25 protein-coding genes and 1 pseudogene are annotated in these 24,677 nt (G+C 64.5%); 7 read left to right on the top strand and 19 right to left on the bottom strand.

The annotated features are described in order from the left end of the window. Positions 1-24: 24 nt before the first annotated feature. The 9 genes and pseudogenes from ABIC09_RS17510 to ABIC09_RS17470 all read right to left on the bottom strand — a co-directional run bounded on the left by ABIC09_RS17510 (position 25) and on the right by ABIC09_RS17470 (position 4,481). Entirely contained in the window at positions 25-279 is a 255-nt protein-coding gene (locus ABIC09_RS17510) for a hypothetical protein (RefSeq protein ID WP_354110020.1), read from the bottom strand. A 34-nt stretch (positions 280-313) separates the two neighbouring features. Beyond that, entirely contained in the window at positions 314-577 is a 264-nt protein-coding gene (locus ABIC09_RS17505; protein ID WP_148749475.1) for a hypothetical protein, read from the bottom strand. Between the two features lie 18 nt (positions 578-595). After that, a complete protein-coding gene (locus ABIC09_RS17500) occupies positions 596-823 on the bottom strand; it encodes a hypothetical protein (protein WP_148749366.1) in 228 nt (75 codons plus the stop codon). Between the two features lie 3 nt (positions 824-826). Beyond that, positions 827-1,027, bottom strand: coding sequence for a hypothetical protein (locus ABIC09_RS17495; RefSeq protein WP_148749365.1), 201 nt, complete (start codon positions 1,025-1,027; stop codon positions 827-829). Between the two features lie 15 nt (positions 1,028-1,042). After that, a complete protein-coding gene (locus tag ABIC09_RS17490; protein WP_354110019.1) occupies positions 1,043-1,228 on the bottom strand; it encodes a hypothetical protein in 186 nt (61 codons plus the stop codon). A gap of 50 nt (positions 1,229-1,278) precedes the next feature. Next, the gene (locus ABIC09_RS17485) at positions 1,279-1,689 is read right to left on the bottom strand and encodes a CBS domain-containing protein (protein ID WP_354110018.1); all 411 of its coding nucleotides are present in this window, start codon (positions 1,687-1,689) and stop codon (positions 1,279-1,281) included. Positions 1,690-1,880: 191 nt separating this feature from the next. Then, positions 1,881-3,150, bottom strand: a pseudogene (locus ABIC09_RS17480) (cytochrome P450). 124 nt (positions 3,151-3,274) lie between these two features. Continuing rightward, positions 3,275-3,601 carry a hypothetical protein gene (locus ABIC09_RS17475; RefSeq protein ID WP_354033908.1) on the bottom strand — a complete coding sequence of 109 codons (327 nt, stop codon included), beginning with the start codon at positions 3,599-3,601 and terminating at the stop codon, positions 3,275-3,277. Between the two features lie 106 nt (positions 3,602-3,707). Next, the gene (locus tag ABIC09_RS17470) at positions 3,708-4,481 is read right to left on the bottom strand and encodes a ferredoxin--NADP reductase (RefSeq protein WP_148749360.1); all 774 of its coding nucleotides are present in this window, start codon (positions 4,479-4,481) and stop codon (positions 3,708-3,710) included. A gap of 160 nt (positions 4,482-4,641) precedes the next feature. Here ABIC09_RS17470 and ABIC09_RS17465 point away from each other — a divergent pair, with 160 nt between their 5' ends. Then, on the top strand, positions 4,642-5,838 hold the full coding sequence (locus ABIC09_RS17465; RefSeq protein WP_148749359.1) for an amidohydrolase family protein: 1,197 nt from the start codon (positions 4,642-4,644) through the stop codon (positions 5,836-5,838). Between the two features lie 119 nt (positions 5,839-5,957). Here ABIC09_RS17465 and ABIC09_RS17460 read toward each other — a convergent pair whose 3' ends face one another. The 8 genes from ABIC09_RS17460 to ABIC09_RS17425 all read right to left on the bottom strand — a co-directional run bounded on the left by ABIC09_RS17460 (position 5,958) and on the right by ABIC09_RS17425 (position 14,171). Beyond that, on the bottom strand, positions 5,958-6,413 hold the full coding sequence (locus tag ABIC09_RS17460; protein WP_354033903.1) for a MarR family winged helix-turn-helix transcriptional regulator: 456 nt from the start codon (positions 6,411-6,413) through the stop codon (positions 5,958-5,960). A 14-nt stretch (positions 6,414-6,427) separates the two neighbouring features. Further along, the gene (locus tag ABIC09_RS17455) at positions 6,428-7,132 is read right to left on the bottom strand and encodes an ABC transporter ATP-binding protein (RefSeq protein ID WP_148753103.1); all 705 of its coding nucleotides are present in this window, start codon (positions 7,130-7,132) and stop codon (positions 6,428-6,430) included. Continuing rightward, positions 7,129-7,920 (bottom strand): ABC transporter ATP-binding protein, encoded by a 792-nt coding sequence (locus ABIC09_RS17450; RefSeq protein ID WP_354110017.1) that lies wholly within the window; start codon positions 7,918-7,920, stop codon positions 7,129-7,131. The genes ABIC09_RS17455 and ABIC09_RS17450 overlap by 4 nt, the downstream gene beginning before the upstream one ends. Continuing rightward, positions 7,917-9,806 (bottom strand): ABC transporter permease, encoded by a 1,890-nt coding sequence (locus ABIC09_RS17445; RefSeq protein ID WP_354110016.1) that lies wholly within the window; start codon positions 9,804-9,806, stop codon positions 7,917-7,919. Before ABIC09_RS17445 ends, ABIC09_RS17450 begins: the two co-directional genes overlap by 4 nt. A gap of 186 nt (positions 9,807-9,992) precedes the next feature. Beyond that, complete coding sequence (locus tag ABIC09_RS17440; RefSeq protein ID WP_354110015.1) at positions 9,993-11,195, bottom strand: ABC transporter substrate-binding protein; 1,203 nt, start codon at positions 11,193-11,195, stop codon at positions 9,993-9,995. 25 nt (positions 11,196-11,220) lie between these two features. Beyond that, entirely contained in the window at positions 11,221-11,805 is a 585-nt protein-coding gene (locus ABIC09_RS17435; protein WP_354110014.1) for an amino acid synthesis family protein, read from the bottom strand. Positions 11,806-11,820: 15 nt separating this feature from the next. Next, entirely contained in the window at positions 11,821-12,717 is an 897-nt protein-coding gene (locus ABIC09_RS17430) for a UPF0280 family protein (RefSeq protein WP_354110013.1), read from the bottom strand. Beyond that, positions 12,714-14,171, bottom strand: a complete 1,458-nt coding sequence (locus ABIC09_RS17425) for a 6-hydroxynicotinate reductase (protein ID WP_354110012.1) — start codon at positions 14,169-14,171, stop codon at positions 12,714-12,716. Before ABIC09_RS17425 ends, ABIC09_RS17430 begins: the two co-directional genes overlap by 4 nt. A gap of 238 nt (positions 14,172-14,409) precedes the next feature. Here ABIC09_RS17425 and ABIC09_RS17420 point away from each other — a divergent pair, with 238 nt between their 5' ends. Beyond that, entirely contained in the window at positions 14,410-14,892 is a 483-nt protein-coding gene (locus ABIC09_RS17420) for a (2Fe-2S)-binding protein (protein ID WP_354110011.1), read from the top strand. After that, positions 14,892-18,404, top strand: coding sequence for a molybdopterin cofactor-binding domain-containing protein (locus ABIC09_RS17415; protein ID WP_354110010.1), 3,513 nt, complete (start codon positions 14,892-14,894; stop codon positions 18,402-18,404). Before ABIC09_RS17420 ends, ABIC09_RS17415 begins: the two co-directional genes overlap by 1 nt. On the opposite strand, the gene ABIC09_RS17410 is transcribed toward ABIC09_RS17415, so the two are convergent. After that, positions 18,401-19,369, bottom strand: coding sequence for a catechol 2,3-dioxygenase (locus ABIC09_RS17410; RefSeq protein WP_354085359.1), 969 nt, complete (start codon positions 19,367-19,369; stop codon positions 18,401-18,403). The two genes, ABIC09_RS17415 and ABIC09_RS17410, sit on opposite strands and share 4 nt — an antisense overlap. A 440-nt stretch (positions 19,370-19,809) precedes the next feature. Here ABIC09_RS17410 and ABIC09_RS17405 point away from each other — a divergent pair, with 440 nt between their 5' ends. The 4 genes from ABIC09_RS17405 to ABIC09_RS17390 all read left to right on the top strand — a co-directional run bounded on the left by ABIC09_RS17405 (position 19,810) and on the right by ABIC09_RS17390 (position 23,585). Beyond that, a complete protein-coding gene (locus tag ABIC09_RS17405; RefSeq protein ID WP_148753113.1) occupies positions 19,810-21,549 on the top strand; it encodes an ATP-binding protein in 1,740 nt (579 codons plus the stop codon). Positions 21,550-21,759: 210 nt separating this feature from the next. Beyond that, on the top strand, positions 21,760-22,338 hold the full coding sequence (locus tag ABIC09_RS17400; RefSeq protein WP_148753114.1) for a peroxidase-related enzyme: 579 nt from the start codon (positions 21,760-21,762) through the stop codon (positions 22,336-22,338). Further along, entirely contained in the window at positions 22,335-22,814 is a 480-nt protein-coding gene (locus ABIC09_RS17395) for an MgtC/SapB family protein (protein WP_148753115.1), read from the top strand. Before ABIC09_RS17400 ends, ABIC09_RS17395 begins: the two co-directional genes overlap by 4 nt. 111 nt (positions 22,815-22,925) lie before the next feature. Further along, a complete protein-coding gene (locus tag ABIC09_RS17390; RefSeq protein ID WP_148753180.1) occupies positions 22,926-23,585 on the top strand; it encodes a flavin reductase family protein in 660 nt (219 codons plus the stop codon). A gap of 10 nt (positions 23,586-23,595) precedes the next feature. Here ABIC09_RS17390 and ABIC09_RS17385 read toward each other — a convergent pair whose 3' ends face one another. Further along, the gene (locus tag ABIC09_RS17385) at positions 23,596-24,327 is read right to left on the bottom strand and encodes a Crp/Fnr family transcriptional regulator (protein ID WP_354033885.1); all 732 of its coding nucleotides are present in this window, start codon (positions 24,325-24,327) and stop codon (positions 23,596-23,598) included. Positions 24,328-24,677 lie beyond the last annotated feature (350 nt).

Raw genomic sequence — 24,677 nt, 5'->3', positions numbered from 1 at the left:
CGGGAGGACGCTTCTCCACGTGGATCAATCGTTCGTACGCTCCTCGTCATGTCCAAGGTCATGTCCAAGGCGATTGGCTGCGTGATCCTGATACTGCTCGGTCTGGATGAATTTGCTATCCATGCCTCTGATGTCGGAATGCTGCGCCTTGTCGCGATTGGACAGGACCTCGTTGTCGCCGATCTTGTCCTTCGCTATATCGGCGAGGGCACCGGTACCGTCGCCCTTGCCATGCATGCCCGCTCTGAAATGCGTCTTGCTGCCACGTCCACCTGGCATCGGCTTACCCTCTTGAAATGCTCGCCCCCGAAGCTCAGTGTTTCTGCTGCTGCGGTGAAGGCTTGGGCGGCTTATGGCCGCTCTGCCCCGGATTGTTGTGCTTGTTGTGATCGCTCTCCTGGTTGAGGCCGCCGCGACTCACCGCAAACTCGCTATGCCGCGCCTCCGGTCTGGGACGATGAACCCTCGTGTCCTCCGGATTGTGGCCAATGGCCTGCTCGAGCTGGCGCCGATCGGGTGCATCGGTCTTGCGCTCGAGGATGCGGACCTGTTGTTCATGGGTTTTCTTGCCTTGCATCTCGATCTCCAATTCCTCTCACCGGCCTCTACGTGGTGAGCCACTGCGCGCGACGTCCTTGTCGATACCGCCGCCAATGGTGACATCATTCTCGACGTCGCCTTCGATCGTGTTCTCGCCCATCGCGTCTTCCAGATCGTCAGGCGAAGTACCGGCCATGTTCGTTCCCTTCGATCCACCGATCAGGGGATTTTCGCGCATATCTTTGCTGGTTGGAGTGTACAGTTTCGGTTGCTTGCTGCTCATGGATCACCTGCCTCCTCCCTTGCCGGCGGGATCATGCCGGTGATGGGAATCATGCTCACCGCCGCCGCCCGACACCCGGCTGTGCTGCCGGTGCGGGTCGTCCGCCGGTGGTTTCTTGATCTCCAGCGGCGCCTTCGCGTTCTCGTGCGAAGCGCCGGGCCCGCCCTGACGAATGGTGTTTGGTGTCTTGGTGGATGTCGACATGGGAATGCAGCCTCCTTAGCGGTCCTGCTGGTAGCCCTGATTGGTCGTGTTCTGCTTGATGTTGCCCTGCTGACCCTGCTGGTTCGGATTCTGCACGCGCTGCTGACCGTGCGGCACCTGGTCTGGGTGCGTCCGTTTGTCGTCCCCGGTTCCCTTTCGGCTTTGATTGGCATTTGGCACTGGTGGCATTTTGCTGGTCATGTCGGCCTCTTGCGAAAATGGTGCGGCGAAACTGATTTCGCGCACTGGTTTCAAAGTCGCGCCATGTCGGTGGGCGCGGAAATGTCCTTCAACGCATCCTGCGCGCATTCGTCATCAGTCCTGCTGACGTCGGCCAGCGCGACGACGCCAACCAGACGCTTTTGCCGGTTGAGCACCGGCAGGCGTCGGACCTGATGTGTCGCCATCTGTTGCGAGGCGCCTTCCACGTCGTCGTCCTCGAAGCAATAGCAAACGCCCTCCGACATCACCTCACGAACCGAGGTGTTGCCGGCTGATCGCTCCTCAGCGACCGCACGCATGACTATGTCTCTATCTGTGATCATGCCGACCAGACGATCGTTTTCGCCGACCGGAAGCGCGCCGACGTTGTCGGCCCGCATCCAACGTGCGGCTTCGCGGATGGTCATGTTGGGATCTGCAATATGCACCGACGGCGTCATGATTTCCCGAACTTGCATGATTGCACCTCTATGATCTTGCGAGCTCCATGGATAACGCGGCCGTTCTACAGAAGGTTTCCAGGCTTGGTGCGACGTTCGCTTTGGCTCCGACGAATCCTGTATCGTCGTACGCAGGTTCCGCGCTCGACCGGTGGAACTGGCCAGTCTGGCGGTTTCTCGAAAGACTCGGGTCAGTCCGCTTGCGCGAGGGAACGCTCAGGCACCATTTGCGCGGCAGCCACATGCGTTCCACGGCCGTCTGCCGCGACAGGAAGTCGCGCAATGGCACGAAGGCCCGGACGCCTGCGCCAGCGGACCTGCGCGGGATCGACGGCCAGACCCAATTTCGGCCATCGCACGAACAGTGCCTCCAGCGCGCAAGCCGCCTCGATCCGCGCAAGCTGATGTCCGAGACAGAAATGGATTCCCGTGCCGAAGGACATGTGGCGATTGGGCTTGCGTTCGAGATCGAGCCGCGCCGGCTGGTCGTGCACCGCCGGGTCCATGTTCGCCGCCGCGAGCATGACCATGACGCGATCGCCTTTGCTCAGGCGGACGCCTTCCAGCTCAACGTCCCGCCGCACATAGCGCGGTTTTGAAAACTGCACCGGCGAGACGAAACGCAAAAATTCCTCGACCGCGAGCCCGACGCGGCTCCAGTCCTCTTCCAGCCAGTCACGCAATCCTGGATTCCTAAGCAGTTCGTAAACCGAGCCGCTGATGAGATGCGTGGTGGTCTCCGAGCCCGCCGCGAGCAGCAGGAACACCATCGAGACCATTTCGTCCGGCGTGATCTCACCGCCCTCGCGCTCGACCTGGACCAGCTCGGCAATCAGGCCCTCGCCGCCCCGCTCGCGCGCGATCTGCAATTGCTCTTCGAGATAGAAGCGCATCTTGCGGAACGCGAGCAGCAGACGAAAGAAGCTGACGACGTTCGTCAGCGAGGACATCGCATTGGCCCAGGCGATGAAGCGCGGGCGATCGGCCATCGGCAGACCGAGCAGCTCGGAGATCACCGAGAGCGGCAGGATGCGCGCATAGCTCTGAACGAGATCGGCAGGGCTGCCGTTCGCAAACAGCTCATCGGCCAGGCCATCCGCGATGGCACGGTATGCGAGGCTCCATCGCAACGATGGCGCGGCGGCGAAAGGCTTCGTCCACGATGCTGCGCAGCCGTGTGTGATCCGGCTCGTCCATCGTCAGCATGTTGTTGGCGATGGTCCTGACCAGCCCCGGCATCCACCAGCGCAAGCCGGCAACGTCGCCATCTTCCTTGCGCAGCGTGAAGATCGTGCTGTCCTTCAGCACCTGCGCGGTCGCATCGTGGGTTGTGGTGATCCAGACGTCGCCGACAAGCGGAAAGCGCGTCGCGACGACAGGGCCGGACGCCCGCAGGGCCGCGATGGCCTTGGGCGGATCGCGAAAGAAGGCCTCGCTGGTGAAATCGAGTCGCGGTGTCATGGGATCACCGAACGAATATGGGATCACCGAACATGGGATCACCGAACTGGTTGGTGGCGCGTCAACGAGATGGTGAGCGACGCCGCAGGCGCAAGGGCGGGAACCGGCTTTTTGGGCAGCGGGACTAACCACGCCCCGGCGAGCGCGGCCCGGCCTTGCGCTGCTGCTGGTTGGTATAGGCGTCCCAATGGCTCCAGCTGCCATTGCTCAGGCTTTGCACGTCAGTGCCGAGCGGACGGCGCGTGCGCTTGTCGTGGTCGGCAATGACGCGTTCGGATTGCGCGATCTTGCGCTTGAGGTCGGCGATCGACTTCTGGGTTTGGCCATCGCGCTTCGAGGACGCGATCTCGCCCATCATGAAGCGCGCGGTTTCGAGCGCCTTCAGCTCGGCGCGGTTCTTCTTCAACTGAACCCGGTGCCAGGCGATGTTGCTGTCGCTGTCCGCAACCATGTGGGAACTCCGCTGATTCGCTCCCACAGTGTATCGCGCGCCGAATCGGCGCCGCAACGCCCGTGCGGCGGCGAAAATGCGGTCTTATTGCGCGAAACTTCCGCGTCTAGCGCTCAGCGAAGGCCTTTTCGACCACGAACTGGGCCGGCTCACCGTGGTTACCTTCGGCGAATCCGCGCTCGCCGAGCAGCATGCGGGTGTCGGCGACCAGCGCCGGGCTGCCGCAGATCATGACGCGGTCATGGGCGGCCTCAAGCCCCGGCAGGCCGATATCGGCAAATAGCTTGCCCGAGGTGATAAGATCGGTGATGCGGCCGCGGTTGCGGAAGGGATCGCGCGTCACGGTCGGGTAGTAGATAAGCTGGTTCTGGATGTACTCGCCGAGCATCTCGTCCTTCGGCAGGTGCTCGGTGATCATCTCGCCATAGGCGAGCTCCTTGACGTGGCGGCAGCCGTGCAGCAGCACGACCTTCTCGAACCGCTCGTAGGTCTCCGGATCCTTGATCACGCTAAGGAACGGCGCAAGACCCGTGCCTGTGCCGATGAGATAGAGATTGCGGCCCTCTTCGAGATTGTCGATGACAAGCGTGCCGGTCGCCTTGCGGCTGACGATGATCTCGTCGCCTTCCTTCAGGTGCTGGAGCCGCGAGGTCAGCGGGCCGTCCGCCACCTTGATCGAGAAGAATTCGAGGGTGTCCTCGTAATTGGCGCTGGCGACGCTGTAGGCCCGCAGCAGCGGCTTCTCGCCGACCTTGAGCCCGATCATGGTGAACTCGCCGTTGCGGAAACGGAAGGTCGGGCTGCGGGTGGTCTTGAAGGAGAACAGCGTGTCCGTCCAGTGATGGACGCTCAAAACGCTTTCCTGATTGAAATTGCTCATCTCACCTTCCCTGTCGCTTCCAATGCGGTTTTTCGAGGCCGGTCAGCTATGCGTCATTAGTACACAATCATTCGTACACAAATGAATAATCCGACTTGATCCCGCGGTCAAGGCTGCCCAAGATCGAAAGCGTTGCAGTTAGGAATAAGGAGCCCCTTCCATGGCGCATGACGCACCCCAGGCCACCGGACCCTCGAAGCTCGTGATCCGAAATATCGGCCTGATCCTGTCCGGCGCGATGGAAAAGCCGATCCTGGATGGCGACACCATCGTCGCCGAGAACGGCAAGATCACCGCGATCGGCCGTTTCAAGGACGTCAATACCGACGATGCGACCACCATCGTCGAGGCCAACGGCACCACGGTGGCGCCGGGCCTGATCGATAGCCACGTCCACCCCGTCGCGGGCGACTGGACGCCGCGGCAGAACCAGATCGGCTGGATCGACAGCAACCTGCACGGCGGCGTCACCACGATGATTTCCGCCGGCGAGGTTCACATGCCCGGTCGCCCGCGCGACGTCGTCGGGTTGAAGGCGATGGCGATCTTCGCCCAGCGCGCATTCTGGAATCTGCGGCCCGGCGGCGTGAAGGTTCACGCCGGTGCCCCCGTGATCGAATGCGAGATGGTCGAGGAGGATTTCAAGGAGCTGGCCGCGGCCGGCGTCAAGCTGCTCGGCGAAGTTGGCCTTGGCGGCGTCAAGGACGGTCCGACCGCGCGAAAGATGGTTGGCTGGGCCCGCAAATACGGCATCCAGAGCACCATCCACACCGGCGGCCCCTCGATCCCCGGCTCCGGCCTGATCGACAAGGACGTGGTGCTGGAGGCCGACACCGACGTGGTCGGCCATATCAACGGCGGCCACACCGCGCTCCCCGATGATCAGATCCGCTGCATCTGTGAAGGCTGCAAGCGCGGCCTCGAGCTCGTGCACAACGGCAACGAGCGCTCGGCGCTATTCACGCTGCGCATTGCGCGCGAGATGGGCGATCTGCATCGCGTCATCCTCGGCACCGACGCGCCGGCCGGCTCCGGCGTGCAGCCGCTCGGCATTCTGCGCATGGTCTCGATGCTGTCCTCGCTCGGCGATCTGCCGGCCGAGATCGCGTTTTGCCTGGCCACCGGCAACACCGCGCGGATGCGGCAGCTCGATTGCGGCCTGATCGAGGTCGGCCGCTCCGCCGACTTCGTCATCATGGACAAGGCCCAGCACTCGCCCGGCAAGACCATTCTGGAGAGCGTCCAGCTCGGCGACCTCCCCGGCATCGGCATGACCATCATCGATGGCATCGTGCGCACGCAACGCAGCCGCAACACGCCGCCGGCGGGGAGAGTGCCGGAGGTGGTGGCGAAGTAGGCTGGCGAGACGGTGCAGTAGGGTGGGCAAAGCGAAGCGTGCCCACCACCGCGCCTGCAAAGCGATGAAGGATGGTGGGCACGGCGCTTTGCGCCTTTGCCCACCCTACGAGACTGGCTTCACCTCAGCTTATTGAGAAGCCCCATCAGCAGCTCGCGCTCTTTCGCGTCCAGCGGCGCCAGCGTCTCGCGGGTGATCGCAATCGCATTCGGCGCGAGCTTTTCCGCAAGCTGCTGACCGGCGCGCGTCAGGCTCACAAGCAGGCGCCGCCCATCCTCGGGATCCTGGCTCGTCTCGGTCAAGCCGCGGACCGTGAGGCGATCGATCACGCCCTTGATGGTCGCAACATCCATTGCGGTCAGCCGCCCGAGCTGGTTCTGCGAGCACGGCCCGGTCTCGGCGAGTTTTGACAATGCCGCCCATTGCGTCGGCGTCAGATTGGTGCCGATGTCGCGGGAGAAAATCGAGCTGTGGCGCTGCCAGACCTGGCGCAGGATGAAGCCGACCTGTTCGTCGAGCACGTAAGGCGGCTTGCCCTGCTTCAGGCTCTTCTTTGCCGTAACGCTTCTCGCCATCCGCTCCCCGCCTCTCACAACGACAGATGCGCGTCGCGGATATCCGGACGCGCATCGAGCTCGGCCATGGTCCCGCCAAAGCAGATGCGGCCGCGCTCGATGATATAGGCGCGATCGGAAATCAACCGCGCAAAGTGCAAATTCTGCTCGGAGACGACGATGCTGACGCCCTCCTTCTTCATGGTCAGGATGGCATCGACCATCTGCTCCACGATTTTCGGAGACAGGCCTTCCGAGGGCTCGTCGAGCAGCACCAGCGACGGATTGCCCATCAGCGTGCGTGCGATCGTCAGCATCTGCTGCTCGCCACCGCTCATGCGGCCACCGGGACGCCCCTTCATCTCGCCGAGATTCGGAAACAGCGTGAACAGCTTTTCGCGAGTCCAGTACGGCGCATTCGGGCGCTTCGGCTGGCGACCGACTTCGAGATTCTCTTCCACCGTCAGATCGGTGAAGATGCGCCGCTCTTCCGGCACATAGCCGAGGCCTTCGCGCACGATCTCATGCGTCGGACATGCCGAGACGTCCTTGCCCTCGAACATGATGCGGCCGGTGCGTTGCGCGACGAGTCCGACGATCGAGCGGAACGTGGTCGACTTGCCGGCGCCATTACGCCCGAGCAGCGCCACGACCTCGCCCTCGCCGACCTCGAAACCAATGTCGAACAGGATATGCGCCGGGCCGTAATGGCTGTTGAGGTCTTGCACCGTGAGCTTCATATGGAGGCCCCCTCGCGATGCCCGGCCTCGTAGAGCAGGCCTTCGCCGAGATAGATCGCCTGCACCTGCGGATTGCCGCGCACCTCGGCCGGCGAGCCCTCGGCGATCAACGTGCCACGATTGAGCACGATGATGCGGTCGGCATGCTCGAACACCACGTCCATGTCGTGCTCGGTGAAGAGCACGCCAATCGATTTTTCTCGCGCGATTTGCGCGGTGAGCCGCATCAGCTCGACGCGCTCGCGCGGCGCCATGCCGGCGGTCGGCTCGTCCATCAAGAGCAGTTTCGGCTGGTTGGCAAGCGCGACCGCGAGCTCGAGCCGCTTGAGGTCGCCATAGGCAAGCTCGCCGCAGGGTCGATCCGCATAGCCGCTCATCCCGACCAGCTCGAGCAGCCGCCCGGCCTCGCCGCGGTCGACATTCGGCGCCGAGCCCCAGAGATTGAACAGCTGCTTGCCGTGCGAGATCAGCGCGACCTGGACGTTCTCGCGTACGGTCATGGTGGCGAAAGTGGCCGTGATCTGGAAGGTGCGTCCAACGCCCATGCGCCAGATGTCGCGCGGCCTCTTGCCGGTGGTTTCCTCGCCGAGCAGGCGAACGTGCCCGGTATCAGGCTTGTTCTGGCCGTTGAGCATGTCAAAGCAGGTGCTCTTGCCCGCGCCGTTCGGACCGATCAGCGCCAAAATTTCGCCGGCGCGCAGCGAGAACGAGACGCCGCGCACGGCGTGGATGCCGCCGTAGGATTTGGTCAGGCCTTCGACCGCGAGAAGTGGGGGTGCGACGCTCATTCGGCGGACTCGATCGGCTTGGCCAACAGGGAAGATCCCGGCGGCGATGACTTCCTGCGCCGCTGCGCCAGCAGCTCCAGCATGCCGACAATACCCTTGGGGAAGACGACGACGATCAGCACGATGAAGCCGCCGAGCACCAGTTTTGACAGATCGGTCTGGCTCACCAGCCAGATATTGAGTGCTTTGTAAACAATCGCGCCGATCACCCCGCCCGACACCGTCTCGACGCCGCCGAGCAGCACCATGACCAGCGCATCGACCGAGAGCGAGATGCCGAGATTATCCGGGAAGACGCTGCCCTTGAGGTAGGCGAACAGCGCGCCGCCGATGCCGGCGGTGGTGCCCGCAATCACGAAGGCCGTCCACTGGATGCGCTTGGCGTTGATGCCGACCGCCTCGCTGCGCAGCACCGAGTCGCGCGTGGCGCGGAGCGCATAGCCGAACGGCGAGAACACCGCGATCCGGAGCGCAATGGTCACGAGCGCCGCGACACCGAGTGCCAGCCAGTAGAAATGCGACGGGCTCGCCGCCCATTTCTCCGGCCAGATGCTCAAAATACCGTTGTCGCCGCCGGTCACACTCACCCACTGGAACGCGATCGACCACACGATCTGTGCAAAGGCGAGTGTCAGCATGGCGAAATAGACGCCGGAGAGCTGCACCGCGAAGAAGCCGAACACGGCAGCGCCCATGCAGCCGAGCAGCGGCCCCAGCAACAGGCAGACGATCATCGGCAGCCCCGCCATCTTGGCGAGGAAGGCGACGCCATAGGCGCCGAGGCCGAAATAGGCCGCATGGCCAAACGACGCAAGCCCGCCGACCGACATCAGGAAGTGCAGGCTGACGGCGAAGATCACGAAGATCGCGATCTCGGACCCGACGGTGAGTGCGTAATTGCCGGCGAACAGCGGCAACGTCGCCGCGATGACGAGGGCTGCGAGCGCCGCCAGCCGCTCGTTCGACGTCAGCGGCCGCCAGGGATTGACGGTGAGACCCGGCGTCTTGCGCGCGGGCGCCTCGGGCTTGCCGAACAGGCCCCACGGGCGAACGATCAGCACCACCGCCATCACCAGGAAGACCAGGATGATCGAGATCTTCGGGAAGATGAGGATGCCGAAGGCGTTCAGCTCGGACACCAGCACGGCCGCAACGAAGGCGCCGATGATGCTGCCAAGCCCACCGATCACGACCACGACGAAGACCTCGACGATGATGCGCAAATCCATGGCGTGATGCACGGCATCGCGCGGGATCTGGAGCGCGCCGCCCAACGCAGCCAGGAAGACGCCGACCGCGAACACTGAGGTGAACAGCCATTTCTGGTTGACGCCGAGCGCTGCGACCATGTCGCGGTCCTGCGTCGCCGCGCGCACCAGCACGCCCCAGCGCGTGCGCTGGAACAGCAGCCAGAGGATGCCGAGCACGACCGGCCCGAGCGCGATCAGGAACAGATCATAGCTCGGGATGTTCTGGCCGAAGAAATCGACCGCACCCTTGAAGCCCGGCGCGCGGCGGCCGACGAGATCGTCGGGTCCCCAGATCAGCACCACGAGGTCTTCGACCATCAGGGTCAGGCCAAATGTACCGAGCAGCTGGAACAGTTCGGGCGCATGATAGATCCGCCGGAGCAGCACCATCTCGACAAGGACGCCGATCAGCGCCACGGCGAGCGCTGCCACGAGCACCCCGCCCCAGAAGCCGAACGCGCCTGAGAAGCGCTCGGTCAGCGTGAACGCGATATAGGCGCCGATCATGTAAAAGGCGCCATGCGCGAAATTCACGATCCGCGTCACGCCAAAAATGATCGACAGGCCCGAGGCCACCAGGAACAGCGACGCTGCGCTGGCGAGACCGGTCAGAAACTGTACGACGTAAAAGGCCATCGGCGGTCCGGGTTGGGTTTGAAGTCACCTCTCCCCGCTTGCGGGGAGAGGTCGGATCGCCCTCGGCGATGCGAAGCATCGTCCGGTGCGATCCGGGTGAGGGGCTCTCTCCACCAGCGCGGGGCGTGGAGAGAGCCCCTCACCCCAGCCCTCTCCCCGCGAAGAGCGGGGCGAGGGAGAAGATCATCAATCCTTCGGCCGCAGCTTCTCGACTTCGGCATCACCAGGCAGATAGTCCGAGCCCTTCTTGTAGGAGAAGTCGACCATCACGCCCTTGCCGTCCTTCTGCGCGGTCTTGCCGACGAAGGCGCCAAGGGTCGACTGGTGGTCGATCTTGCGAAAGGTAATCTCACCGAACGGCGACGGCATCGAAAGACCTTCGGCCGCTGCGATCATCTTGTCGGTATCGGTCGAGCCGGCCTTGGCGAGGATGGCGGCAGCCGCCTTGATGGTCTGGTAGCCGACGATCGAGCCGAGGCGCGGATAGTCGTTGTACTTGGTCTGGTAGGCCTTCAGGAACGCGTCATGCTCGGGCGTCTTGAGCGAGTACCAGGGATAGCCGGTGACGATCCAGCCCTCGGGCGTCTCCTCCTTCAGCGGGTCGAGATATTCAGGCTCGCCGGTCAGGAACGACACGACCTCGCGTCCCTTGAAGAGCCCGCGGGTGTTGCCTTCACGGACGAGCTTGACGAGGTCGGGGCCGAAAGTGACGTTGAGGATGGCTTCCGGATTGGCCTGCGCCACCGCCTGCACCACCGGGCCGGCGTCAATCTTGCCCTGCGGCGGCCACTGCTCGTCGACCCACTGGATATCGGGGCGCTTCTCCGACATCAGCTTCTTGAACACCGCGACCGCCGACTGGCCGTATTCGTAGTTCGGCGCGATCGTCGCCCAGCGCTTGGCCGGCAGCTTGCTGGCGGCTTCCACCAGCATCGCGGCCTGCATGTAGTTGGAGGGACGCAGGCGGAAGGTGTACTTGTTGCCCTTGGCCCAGGTCACGGCGTCCGTCAGCGGCTCGGCCGCGAGGAAGAATACTTTCTTCTGGTTGGCGAAATCGCTGACCGCGAGGCCGATGTTGGACAGGAACGTGCCCGTCAGCATCGCGACGCCCTCGCTGGAGACGAGCTCGTTGGCCGCGGTCTGTGCATCGGCCGGTTTGCCGCCGTCGTCCTTGGAGATGACGACAAGCTTCTTGCCGTTGATGCCGCCGGCCGCGTTGATCTCTTCGACCGCGAGCTGCCAGCCCTTGCGATAGGGTTCTGTGAAGGACGGCAGCAGCGAGTAGCTGTTGATCTCGCCGATCTTGATGTCCTGCGCCAGGGCCGAATGACCCATGCCGCCCGCCAGAAGCGCAAAAGCCGCCCCGACGAAATAGTTTGTTGCTCGCATCCCAACCTCCACTTTTTTGAAAGAATTAACGCAAACCGTCTTCGCCCTTGATCTCCGCAACGGTCAGCCCGCCGACGCGCGGCAGCGGACGGCCGCTGTCGGTGACGGCGACCGCGACCATGATCTCGTTGGCGCGCGGCGCGTCGTTGATCTGCACTTCCATGCCGTCGAAATGACTGCGCACGACGGCCGCATCCTTGTGGCCGAGCGGAATGTCGAGCGTCGTGCCGGGGCCGCTGCGCTTCTTCGACGACGGAATCAGCGCCGCGCCCTTGCTCAGCACCTTGCGCACCGGCGCACCCATCTTGGGGTGGAGAATCGCGGCGGCGTGCTCCAGCTCGCCGTTCTCGCCGACGGCCGCGGCCTTGCCGTAGCTCTGCGCGTTCGCACCATCGATGCCGAGTGCGGCGACCGCGCGTTTCGCCAGGAGCTCGCCGAGTTCCTCGCCGATCGCGATCAGCGGCGACAGGTCCTCGACATATTTTCCGGCAAAGGGATTTTCGATCACGGCAATCGCCGCGGCGCGCCGGGTCGGCGGCGAAACCTGGCGGCCCATCTCCATCTGCGTCTCTTCGACGACGGTGACGATCTTGCGGATGATCGCGCTCATGCTTCGCTTCCCTGTTCAGGCACAGTCCGCGTTCTCCAGCGCAAGCTGACGCGGTCGCTGCTCTTCCATATCCCTGGTTCCGATGACAAGCATATCACCACAAAGCCGCAGCACGGCACCCTCGATCAGTCCGCGATCGAATAACTGCCGTGCACATTCCGCGCCAGATTCGAGCGCGGCTACGATCTCGCTCTGCGACAATTCACCGACCGCACGGGTGACGAGACGCGCACCGAGATCGCTGTCGGGCTGAAGCTCGTTTGCGGGTTGCCGGATGATGGCGGGGTGCCCCGGCAGATCGACGGCATTTGCGATAACCGTCGCAGCCGCGTCGGCTTGCGACGCCGTCGCCGCCAGCACCGTCACCGCATCGGCGATGCCGAGTGAAAAGCTGCGGCCGTGGCGGCCGCTGGTCGCGATACCGCGCACCGGATCATCCGCATCGACCCTGATGGTGCGCATCACCCCGTCGCGGTCCGGCCGATCCATCAGCCCGACCGAAAAATGCTCGCCCCGCCCGAGATGCAGCGCGATATCGCCGCCATTGTTGACGTAGACCCGGTCGAGCGACGCAGCGTCCAGCATCGCGCCGAGAATCTCTTCGGCCACGCTGCCTGCCACCGCAGCCATCGGCGTGATGAAACAATCGGCGGCATGAGGCGCGACAGCGGCGTGCATCCGACGCGCCACCACGCCCTTCAGCGAGGTCAGCTTCTCGGCGGCAGCCCTCAGTTCCGGCAATTCCGCACAGAGCTCGTCGAGCAGGCCGGTGAGGCGGCGCACTGCGGCCTCATAAGCCGCGCGCACCTCGTGCTCGCGCCCCCTCGCTTCGACGATCAGATCAATCGGTCCATCCTGCAAATGCAGCCGCCGGCCATCAGACAGCAATGCGATTTGCGGGAGCCGTGTCATGCCCGCCGTCCCGGGATCGGGTTCTGCCAGGCCAGCTGACGGACATCCTCACCGCCCCTCACCTCGGACAGCGGCTTCACATAGTCCATGTGCCCGCCGAGCGCGGCATAGTCGGTCAATTTCATCGTGAACTCGATCGGCGCCACCACCGCCGGCGTCGGCACGTAGCCGAACGCGCCTGACGGCATTTGCGTCACATCGACCATGTAGGTGATGCCGCCGCCCGGCCAGACATAGACCGCCGCGCCGCCGCTGGTGACACGCGTCAACGCGTCCTTCACCGAGCGCGTCAGCCGCACCGGATTGTCGGTGACGCCGGCGCGCAACGACCCCCCCGCGCCGGCCATGAACAGCACGGTGCACAGCGCGGGCTCGCAATTCTCCTGGATGCGCTCGACCGAGAATTTCAGGTCATCAGGCATCTCCGTTTCGACCGGCTTCAAGGTTTCGTCGAGCACGTAGTAAGAGGAATGCTCGCCGGTCGTGGAGACCATCAGCATCGAGAGGCCGGGCTTGGCCCCCTTCGCATCGAACGGGCCGAGAATCGCCAGCGGATCGGAGATGTCAGTGCCGCCCCAGCCGGTGCCGGGATCGGCGACCTGGAAGTAGCGGCCGGGCGTCGAGCGCCGGCCTTTCATCTTGATGCCGGTGTCGGCGATGTCGAGCAGCTTGCCGGCCTGATGTTCACTGAGCACGCCGGTGATGTGGTCGTCGACCACGATGACCTCGTCGACCTTGCCGTGCCATTGCTTGGCGAACATGCCGATCGTCGCCGAGCCGCAACCGACGCGCATGCGCTCTTCTTTCACGCCGTTGACGATCGGCGGCTGGCCGGCCTGCACCACCACGCTCGCGCCGCCGTCGATGGTCAGCTCCACCGCCTTGCAATTGGCTAGGTCCATCAACGTGTCGCAGGTGACGCGGCCCTCCTTCTTGGAGCCGCCGGTGAGATGATGCACGCCGCCGAGCGACAACATCTGCGAGCCGTATTCGCTGGTCGTGACGTGACCGACCGCCTCGCCCTGCGCGCGCACGGTCGCGGTTTCCGGGCCGAGATAGCGATCGGTGTCGATCTTCACCTTGATGCCGCAATAGGAGAAGATGCCCTCGGTGACCACGGTCACCATGTCGACGCCGTCGATCTCGGAGGAGACGATGAACGGCGCTGGCTTGTAATCCGGATAGGTCGTGCCCGCGCCGATCGCGGTCACGAAGGTGGAGGGCTCATGGACGATCTTGCCGTCCCAGTCTTCGGTGCGGCTGAACGGCACGAGCTTGCCGCCCTGCGAAACCGTGCGTTCGAGGATGATGTGCGGATCGACGCGGACAAGCTTGCCGTCGTGGTTAGCATAGCGGTCGCAAGCGCCCGCCGCGCCAGGCTTGATGTAGCACATCACCGGACAGGCATCGCAGCGGATCTTGTCGGTGGCAGCGCCCGTTGTTTCCATCACCATGTCAAAGCCAGCGGCGGTTATCATTCGTATACGAACGATGTTGCGCGTGGTCCTGAGTGCTGTCAAGCGGCGCCGCGCGCGAAAAGGCGCGCCTGCCGAATAAAACCCCATTTGCCTCCCAGCTCTGTCCACAAAGCGGGCAGTTGCGCTGCACTGCGGCATGGCCGCTTGCACGTTTGTGTACAAACGGTATCGTCGCGACGTACAATTTTTGCGATCGCAGGGCTTGGGAACGAGGATGACGCAGACACCGATCCGCCTCACCGTGAACGGCAGGATCCACGACGTCACGGCAGAGCGCCAGACGCCGCTGCTCTATGTGCTGCGCAATGATCTCGGCCTCAACGGCCCAAAATATGGTTGCGGCCTCGGTGAATGTGGCACCTGTACTGTCCTGATCGACGGCGCGGCCGCACGCTCTTGCGTCATTCCAGTGGCCGGCTGCGCCGGGCGCGACATAGTCACGCTCGAAGGGCTCGGAACGCGCGACAAGCCTGATGTGGTGCAGCAGGCCTTCATCGCCGAGCAGGCCGCGCAATGCGGCTACTGCCTCAACGGCATGATCATGACCACCAAGGCGCTGCTTGCGATCAACCCGCAACCAACCGAGCAGGAAGCGCTCGCCGCGCTGCGCTACAATCTCTGCCGCTGCGGCACGCACGTCGAAATCCTGCGCGCCGTGATGCGCGCATCGGGCCAGCTTGCCGAGGCCGGTGACTGATGGCCTCGCCTCTCTCGAACGGAGCTGAGCGGGGTTCGCTCGTCGTCGTCCGCACCGTGGACGAGATTACGTCCGAAACCTTCGTCCGCATCACCGCGGATGGGTCGGTCACGGCCTATAACGGCCATGTCGATCTCGGTACCGGCATCCGTACCGCACTCGGCCAGATCGTCGCCGAAGAGCTCGACGTCTCCTTTGCGCGCGTGGTCGTGGTGCTCGGCGACACTGCCATCGTGCCGAACCAGGGCCCGACGATTGCGAGCGAGACCATCCAGATCACTGCCGTCCCGCTGCGCAAGGCCGCAGCCCAGGCGCGCCACTTCCTGACCGCGCGCGCGGCAGAGCGGCTGGAGCTACCAGCTGCCGATCTCAGCATCGAAGACGGCCTCGTACGCGGCCATAATCGCAGCGTCAGCTATGGCGAGCTGATCGGCGGCGAGACCATTCGCCTCGAACTCGCCGACGACGTCGCCGTCAAGGCCGCCAGCGACTACGCTATCGTCGGCCAGTCGCTGCCGCGCGTCGATCTTCCCGCCAAGGCCACGGGTGAGCTGACCTTCGTCCACGACGTCCGCTTGCCCGGCATGCTGCACGGCCGCGTGGTGCGTCCGCCCTACTCCGGCGTCGATGCCGGCCCGTTCGTCGGCACCAGCCTGATCGCGGTTGACGAAGCTTCCGTGCGCGACATCCCCGGCCTCGTGGCCGTCGTGCGCATCGGCGATTTCGTCGGCGTGGTCGCCGAGCGCGAGGCGAATGCTGTTCGCGCGGCGGAACAGCTCGCGGTGACCTGGAAGCCGACGCCAGAGCTCGCCGATCTCGCCGATGTCGAGACTGCGCTACGGGCCCATCCATCGACGCCACGCACGCTGATCGACAAGGGCGACGTCGATGCGGCGATATCAGGCGCCGCCAAGCCGATGCAGCGCACCTACGTCTGGCCATACCAGATGCACGCCTCGATCGGCCCGTCCTGCGCGGTCGCAGATTTCCGGGATGGCAATGTCCGCGTCTGGTCGGGCACGCAGAATCCGCACCTGCTGCGCAGTGACCTCGCTCTGCTCATCGAGCGGCCGGAGAGTGAGGTCGAGGTCATCCGGCTCGAGGCCGCCGGCTGCTACGGCCGCAATTGCGCCGACGACGTCAGCGCCGACGCGCTGTTGCTATCCCGCGCGGTCGGCCGGCCTGTGCGCGTGCAGTTGACGCGCGAGCAGGAGCACGCCTGGGAGCCCAAGGGCGCCGCGCAGCTCATCGACGTCAACGGCGGCCTCGATGCCGACGGCGGCATCGCGGGTTACGATCTCGCCACGCGCTATCCGTCGAACGCGGCACCGACGCTCGCGCTGCTGCTGACCGGCCGAATCTCGCCTGAACCTGCCATGCTCGAGATGGGCGACCGCACCGCGATCCCGCCCTATGATTACGACAACATGCGCGTCGTCGCACATGACATGGCGCCGATCGTGCGCGCGTCCTGGTTTCGCGGCGTCTCGGCGCTGCCGAACACGTTTGCGCATGAATCCTATATCGACGAGGCCGCGACCGAGGCCGGTGTCGATCCCATTGAATATCGCCTGCGCTATCTCAAAGACCAGCGCGCCGTCGATCTCGTCAATGCGGTAGCCGAGCGCGCGGGCTGGACGCCGCGGCCGGTCCGCGAGGAGAAAGACGGCGAGGTCGCGCACGGGCGCGGCTTTGCCTATGCGCTCTATGTTCACAGCAAATTTCCGGGCTATGGCGCAGCCTGGTCGGCGTGGGTCGCCGACGTCGCGGTGAATAAGACTACCGGCGACGTCAGCGTCACCCGCGTTGTCGCCGGTCAGGATTCCGGATTGATGATCAATCCGGACGGCGTGCGCCACCAGATCCACGGCAACGTCATCCAGTCCACCAGCCGCGCGCTGATGGAGGAGGTTTCGTTCGAGCGCGGCGCCGTGGCGGCGCGGGAATGGGGCGCCTATCCGATCATGCCCTTCCCCGACGTGCCAAAGATCGACGTGCTGATGCTGCCGCGGCCGGACCAGCCGCCGCTCGGCGTCGGCGAGTCCGCCTCAGTCCCGAGCGCAGCGGCGATTGCGAATGCGATCTTCGATGCCACCGGCGTGCGCTTCCGCGAGCCGCCGTTCACGCCGGAGCGGATCCTCAGGGGATTGCACGGCGAGACATCGCCCGTGCCGCAGGCCCTGCCCGCCCCCGCCACGCCGCCGCCGTCTCGCATCTGGGAAAATCCGTTCGCCAAACGCGCCGGCATTTTCGCAACGGTTGCAGCCGTCTGCACCGCCGCGATCGGCATCGGCGCGGCGCTTCTGCCCGGGCGCGCCATTGCGCCCATCGCGCGGCCCGACGCATCAGTCTATTCCGCCGCGACAATCGCGCGCGGCCAGCAGCTTGCGGCCCTCGGCAATTGCGCGGAGTGCCACACCAGCCTCATGGGCGTGCTCAACGCCGGCGGTCGCGCACTGGAGACGCCGTTCGGCACGATTTATTCGACCAACATCACCCCAGACGTCGAGACCGGCATCGGCGCCTGGTCCTATCCCGCTTTCGAGCGCGCGATGCGCGACGGGCTGCATCGCGACGGACGGCAGCTCTATCCCGCCTTCCCGTACACGCACTTCTCGAAGACTGATGATGCCGACATGCAGGCGCTCTACGCCTATCTGATGGCGCAGCCCGCGGCGCGCGCGAGAGCTCCGGCGAACAATCTGGCCTTCCCCTTCAATCTGCGCCCGCTGCTCGCGGGGTGGAATGCGCTGTTCCACCAGACCAAGGAGTTCAAGCCCGATCCCGCCAAATCCGAACAGTGGAATCGCGGCGCCTATCTGGTCGAGAGCCTCGGCCATTGCAGCGGCTGCCATTCGCCGCGCAATGCGCTCGGCGCCGAGCAGCGCCAGGCCTATCTCGCCGGCGGCTCTGCCGAGGGCTGGGAGGCGCCGCCGCTGACCTCGCTCTCGCACGCGCCGATCCCATGGAGCGAGGACGAGCTGTTCGCCTATTTGCGCACCGGCCATTCGCGCTACCACGGCGTCGCCGCCGGGCCGATGGCGCCTGTTGTCAGGGATCTCAAAGCGCTGCCCGACCCCGACATCCGCGCGATGGCTGTCTATCTCGGCTCGTTCAACGACACGACGGCCGACGCGCCCGCCCTGGCAGCGAGGCTGGAGCGCGCGACGCAGGTCACCGTCGCCTCGTCCAGCGGCGCACGGCTCTATCAGGGCGCCTGCGCCGTCTGCCACGAGGTCGGCGGCCTGCCGCTGTTCGGCAGCCGTCCCTCGCTCGCGGTCAACAGCAATCTGCACAGTGCGACATCGGACAATCTCGTGCAGGTGATCCTGCACGGCATCGCTGAGCCCGCATCGAGCGACCTCGGCTACATGCCGGCGTTCAGGGGCAGCATGAGCGACGCCCAGGTCGAGGAGCTCATCACCTTCCTGCGCGGGCAGTTTGCGCCGGACAAGCCGGCATGGACCGGCGTCCGCGAGACGATCGCGCGAATCCGTGCGTCAGCGCATTAAGCGTGCTTCTTCATTTCCACCGGCGGCGTGCCGTGGGTGTGGAAGGATTCGATCGTCTTCAGGCCCCAGGCCTGGCCCTTCTTGCGCTCTTCTTCGGTCCACACGATCGGCTTCCAGTCCGGTGCAAGGATGAGGCGGGCGCCGGCGTTGGCGACTTCGACGCGGTTGCCGCCGGGCTCGTAGACATAGAGGAAGAAGGTCTGCTGGATCGCGTGCTTGTGCGGGCCGGTCTCGATATGGATGCCATTCTCCAGGAAGATGTCCGCGGCGCGAAGAATCTCCTCGCGGCTGTCGAGCGCGTAAGTGACGTGGTGGAAGCGACCGGGCGTACCGGAATGATCAAGCGAATAGGCGAAGTCGTAGCTCTTGTTCGACATGGTCAGCCACATCGCAGCTTCCCGGCCGTCATTGAGCACGATCTGCTCGGTCAGGCGGCAGCCGAGATAGTTCTCGAAGAACTCGCGGTTGGCCTTGATGTCGACGGCAAGGCAATTGAGATGATCGAGCCGGCGGACATTGACGCCGCGCGCGGGAAAGCGCTGCGCCTGGTTCTTGAGTGCGGGTTTGAGCTCCGGTGGCGCCTGATACCATTCGGTCTCGTAATAGAGCTCGACGATGTGGCCGTCGGGGTCGCGGCAGCGAAAGGTCGGCCCCTGCCCCATGTCGCCGTCGATCCAGCCGATGTCGAAGCCCGAGCCTTTGAGCGCGGCGACGCGACGCTCCAGCGCCTGCTGGCTGCGCGCGCGCAGCGCCATGTGCTCCATGCCTGAGGTCTTCGACGCCGTCAGCTTCAGCGAATAGCGCTCGTAATCGTCCCAGCCGCGCAAGTAGACCGACTCGCCCTTCTGCCCGCTCACCGTCATGCCCATGACGTCGACGAAGAATTTCAGGCTCTCGTCAGGCTTCGGCGTCAGCAGCTCCATGTGGCCGAGATGAGCGAGATCGAGGATCGGTTCGGGCTGCATGGGGTTCCTCCAAAATGTGGCTTGCGATCCGTCTCCCGGAATCGCGCAATCTGGCGCCAGGTGCAATTGGCGCATGCGCCGGGGCGGCACCGAGGCTGCTGGGTTCATTTGTACTAATGTACAAATGATTAGGTCTCGTCAACAAACCAAGGTGTGCCCTGCCCGGGACGAGCGCCGTCGCCGCCGTGAACGGCCGTCCCGCCGAATGGCGGACGGACTGCCCGAATGGTAAAATCTTCCTTAATTCGTTTCTGCGCCCGAAGGCCCCGCGAAGCAGCATTTCCCGGCCGATTTCGCCGACGAGCATGCATTGGGAACAAACCTACCAACCGAATTGTCGCAGATTTAACAAAGCCCCCGCGCCTGCCGTTTAACCGTTTGTCCAGCCCCGCCTCGCATAGTCGGGGTTAAACTCCTCGGACTTTCCAGGTTCATCCATCGTGACATCCTTTGGACGCGTGATTTCGGTTCGCGGGTCGCTCGCCCGGGTCGGGCTTCTGGCCGCAAGCCAGATGCCGGTCTCGGAGGTTCGGGCCACCGTCGGCCGCTTCGTCAGCATCCGCTGCGCCAGCTCGGTCATCGTCGCCATGATCACCGAGGTGTCCTGCGAAAATCTCTCGAGCACCGACAATCTGATCGCGATCGCGTCGGTCGATCTGCTCGGCGAAATCCTCAACGCCGCCGACAAGGCCAAATTCCAGCGCGGCGTCACCAACTATCCGACCATCGGCGATTCCGTCGACCTGATCACCAGCCAGGAGCTGCGCACCATCTACGCGCCGACCGGTTCGGACCAGATCAATGTCGGCTTCCTCCAGCAGGACCGCTCCGTCGTCGCCTATGTCGATATCGAGGAAATGCTCTCCAAGCATTTCGCGGTGCTGGGGTCGACCGGCGTCGGTAAATCCACCGGCGTATCGCTGCTGCTCAACGAGATCCTGAAAGCGCGGCCCAACCTGCGCATCTTCCTGCTCGATGTGCACAACGAATATGGCCGCTGCTTCGGCGACCGCGCGCTGGTGCTCAACCCGCGAAACCTGAAGCTGCCGTTCTGGCTGTTCAATTTCGAGGAAATCGTCGACGTGCTGTTCGGCGGCCGCGCCGGGGTGCCCGAGGAGCTCGACGTCCTCGCCGAAGTCATTCCGATCGCCAAGGGCATCTATACGCAATACCAGAACACCGATCGCCTCGGCCTGAAGCGCATCGACCCCAAGCAGATCGGCTTCACCGTCGATACGCCGGTGCCGTACCGTCTGGTCGATCTGATCTCGCTGATCGACGAGCGCATGGGTAAGCTGGAAAACCGGTCTTCGCGCATCATCTATCACAAGCTGATCTCGCGCATCGAGGCGGTCCGCAACGATCCGCGCTACGCCTTCATGTTCGACAACGCCAATGTCGGCGGCGACACCATGGCCGAAGTGATCAGCCATCTGTTCCGCCTGCCCGCCAACGGCAAGCCGATGACAGTGATGCAGCTCGCCGGCTTCCCGGCTGAGGTCATCGATTCCGTCGTTTCGGTTCTTTGCCGCATGGCCTTCGATTTCGGCCTGTGGAGCGACGGCGTCTCGCCGATGCTGTTCGTCTGCGAGGAAGCGCACCGCTATGCCTCAGCCGACCGCAATGTCGGCTTCGGCCCGACCCGCAAGGCGGTGTCGCGCATCGCCAAGGAAGGCCGCAAATACGGCGTCTATCTCGGCCTGATCACGCAGCGCCCGGCCGAGCTCGACGCCACCATCATCTCCCAGTGCAACACGCTGTTCACGATGCGTCTTGCCAACGAGCGCGACCAGGCGCTGCTGCGCGCCGCGGTGTCGGATGCGGCCGCGAATTTGCTGTCCTTCGTGCCATCGCTCGGCACCCGCGAGGTGCTGGCGTTCGGCGAAGGCGTCGCACTGCCGACACGGCTGCGCTTCAAGGAGGTGCCGCCGCATCAATTGCCGCGCGGCGAAGCCACAATCTCGAGCGTGCCGTCGGTCACCTCCGGTCACGACATGCATTTTGTCGGTGCCGTGCTCGAGCGCTGGCGCGGTGCGACCTCGCAGCGCGACGTCCCGAACGACCCGGTGTTCCAGGCGCCGCCGGCCAAGACGCTGGCGCCGGCCGAGACACCGATGCTGCAGCCCTCGATGGGCCTCGATCCGGACCGCTTCTCGCTGCTGAAGAAGCCACTGCGGTAACTCTCGTGTCCCGGACGCGCTGCAACGCTCTTGCGTTGCTGCGCAGAGCCGGGACCCATGCCGCACACACTGCTTTCTCGGAAATATGGGCCCCGGCCCTGCAGCGCACCGCTGAAGAAGCGCTGCGCCGCGTCCGGGGCGCAGACCGGCACGTTGAGCCCGCCTCCCGCATCGACTATGGTTGCCGGCCCCTAGCCGGAATCCATGCCCATGATAAAGCCTGCGCAACGCTTCCCCGCACCCGCTCTCGACACGCTTCCTGACGACATCCGCACGCGTCTCCTCGCCGTGCAGGAAAAGAGCGGTTTCGTGCCCAACGTGTTTTTGACGCTGGCCTACCGGCCCGACGAGTTCCGCGCGTTCTTCGCCTATCACGACGCGCTGATGGAGAAGGACGGCGGCCTCACCAAGGCCGAGCGTGAGATGATCGTGGTGGCAACCTCGGCGGCCAACCAGTGCCAATATTGCGTGATCGCCCATGGCGCGATCCTGCGCATCCGCGCCAAAAATCCTGTGATCGCCGACCAGGTCGCGATCAACTACCGCAAGGCCGACATTACGGCGCGCGAGAGGGCGATGCTCGATTTCGCGATGAAGATCTCGGCGGACGCGCAGCGCGTCTCCGAGGAGGATTTCGCAAGCCTCGGTCCCCACGGCTTCAGCGACGACGACATCTGGGACATCGCCGCGATCTCCGCCTTCTTCGCGCTGTCGAACCGGCTGGCGAATTTCACCGGCATGCGGCCGAACGAGGAGTTTTACCTGATGGGACGTCTGCCGAAAAAATGACGGAGCTCGACTGGTCCGAAATCCTGCTGCGCCTCGGCGTCGCGACGCTCGCCGGCAGCGCGATCGGGCTCAACCGCGACCTGAATGGCAAGCCGATCGGGCTGAAGACGCTCGGCATCGTCGGCCTGTCCACCGCGACAATGGTCCTGCTGGCGCTGCAACTCGCGGAGCCCGGCAAGGCCGCCGATGCGACGAGCCGGGTCATCCAGGGCATCCTCACCGGCATCGGCTTCCTCGGTGCCGGCGTCATCGTCCATGAGAGCGAGCGGTTTCGTGTCCGCGGCTTGACCAGCGCCGCCTGCGCCTTCTTTGCCGCCTGCCTCGGCGTGGTCTGCGGTGGTGGGCAATGGAAGATCGTCGCAGTCGCGCTGGCGCTGGCCTTTGTGCTGCTCACGGTCGGCCGGCGCATCGAGCGCCACGTCCACCGCGCGCTTGGCGGCAAGGACGAGCCGCACGAGGACCAGCGGAAAACGTAGCGGCCTTTGCTCAAATCTTCCGCTCGCATATTGGTCTGAAGCGCTGATAATTGTTCCGAAAAAATTCGCGGTGGTCGCTGGTTCGATTGCCGTTCGGACCTGAGAGGCATGATGGACAGCGGTGCTCACGACCCCGGCGACGTGACGTTCGACTTCCGCGAACTGTCGGCGCGCGACAAATACAAGCTGCTGATCGGCACGGTCGTGCCGCGGCCGATCGCGCTGGTGACGACGGTCGATCCGGACGGGCGGATCAACGCGGCACCGTTCAGCTTCTTCAATTGCCTGTCGGCCGATCCGCCGATCCTTGCGCTCGGCGTCGAGAACCATCCGGATATGCGGTTCAAGGATACCGGTCTCAACATCCGCCTGACCGAGGTGTTCACCGTCAACATCGTCTCGCACGCAATCGCCGAAGCGATGCATGTCTGCGCCGTGCCGTTCTCGCCGGAGCATGACGAACTGAAGGCCGCGGGCCTGACCGCGATGCCCGGCAAGACCGTGGCGTCGCCCTGGATCAAGGAGGCGCCGGCCGCGTTCGAATGCCGCCGCCACATCACGCTGGAGCTCGGCAAGTCGCGGCAGATCATCATGGGCGAGATCCTGTTCGCGCATTATCACGCCGATGTCGTCGACGCCGAGCGCCTGCACATCGATCCGGCGCGGCTCGATGCCGTTGCAAGGCTGGGCGGCAGCACCTGCTCGACCATTCGCGACCGTTTCGACATGGCGACGCCGACCCTCGATGATTGGAGGCAGCGGGAGTCGTAAAGGACATCCATCAAAGCGTTGGCGACTGGTGCAGATAACGGTCGTCGAAATCCGCCAATTCCAGAAACCTCCGCTCGTCGATCACGGTGACGCGTCCGCGATGCAGCTCGACGATGCCCTCCTCGCGCAACTGCCTGATCACACGATTGGCGTGCACCGCGGTAATGCCCAGCGCTTCGCCGATCTGCTCCTGGGTCAGCGGCATCTCGAAGCTGCCCTCGTCGACGCGCCCGATGATCCTCAGGCGTTCGCGCAATTCGACCATGACATGCGCAAGCCGCGCGGGCGCGGGCCGCTGGCCGACATTGACGATCCATTCGCGGAACATCGCCGCGTCGATCAGCGTGTCGCGCCAGAACATCTCGGCGAGAACAGGCCTGCGGCGATGCAGCTTTAGCAGCGCCTCGTGGCTGATGAAGCCGAGCGTCGCCGGCGTCAGCGTCGACAGATCATGGTCCATCACATGCAGGAACAGGCTCATCAGGTCCGGGATTTCGCCGGGGATGTCCAGCGAAAGGATTTGCCGCTTGCCGCTCGCGATGGTCTTGGAGCGCGCGCAGAATCCATCCGCGATCAGGCAGCAATCGGTCGCGCGCTCGCCGTCGCGCACCACCGCCGTCTCGGCGGGGTACTGCCGCACCGAGATCGGCAGGGCTTCGATCTCCTTGATGTCCTCGTCCGCGATCGCGGACGAGATGCGCAGGCGCCTGATGAGCGCCGCGCGGATCTCATCGCTGGGCACGTCGGGTTGGCTCCGGTCGTGAGTATGGGACCCGGATTGGACTTCGAAAGCGCAATAGCGCCGTCACAGGGAAACCCGGGAGCCACCGCCCCGGTTCCAACAAAAGTTAAGGACGCCGGCGCCGAGCGCCACGCGCTGCTGCAGAAGGCCCGCGACGGCGACGCAGCCGCCGACATCGAGCGATTGCTGTCCTCGCCCACCCTGCAACACCGAAGTGATTCCGCCGCGGCGTTGCTTGCAGCAACGAGACGCGATGCCGCTAGAGCGTTAGCCGATCAGGTTGCAAGTACCCTGCGGCCACGAAGTAGTTTGTGGATTCTGCGGGCGTGTAGGTGTCGACGATGCGACCA

Source organism: Bradyrhizobium sp. S3.12.5, assembly GCF_040548225.1.
GTDB lineage: Bacteria > Pseudomonadota > Alphaproteobacteria > Rhizobiales > Xanthobacteraceae > Bradyrhizobium > Bradyrhizobium cytisi.
This window is presented reverse-complemented; position numbering and strand designations above follow the sequence as displayed.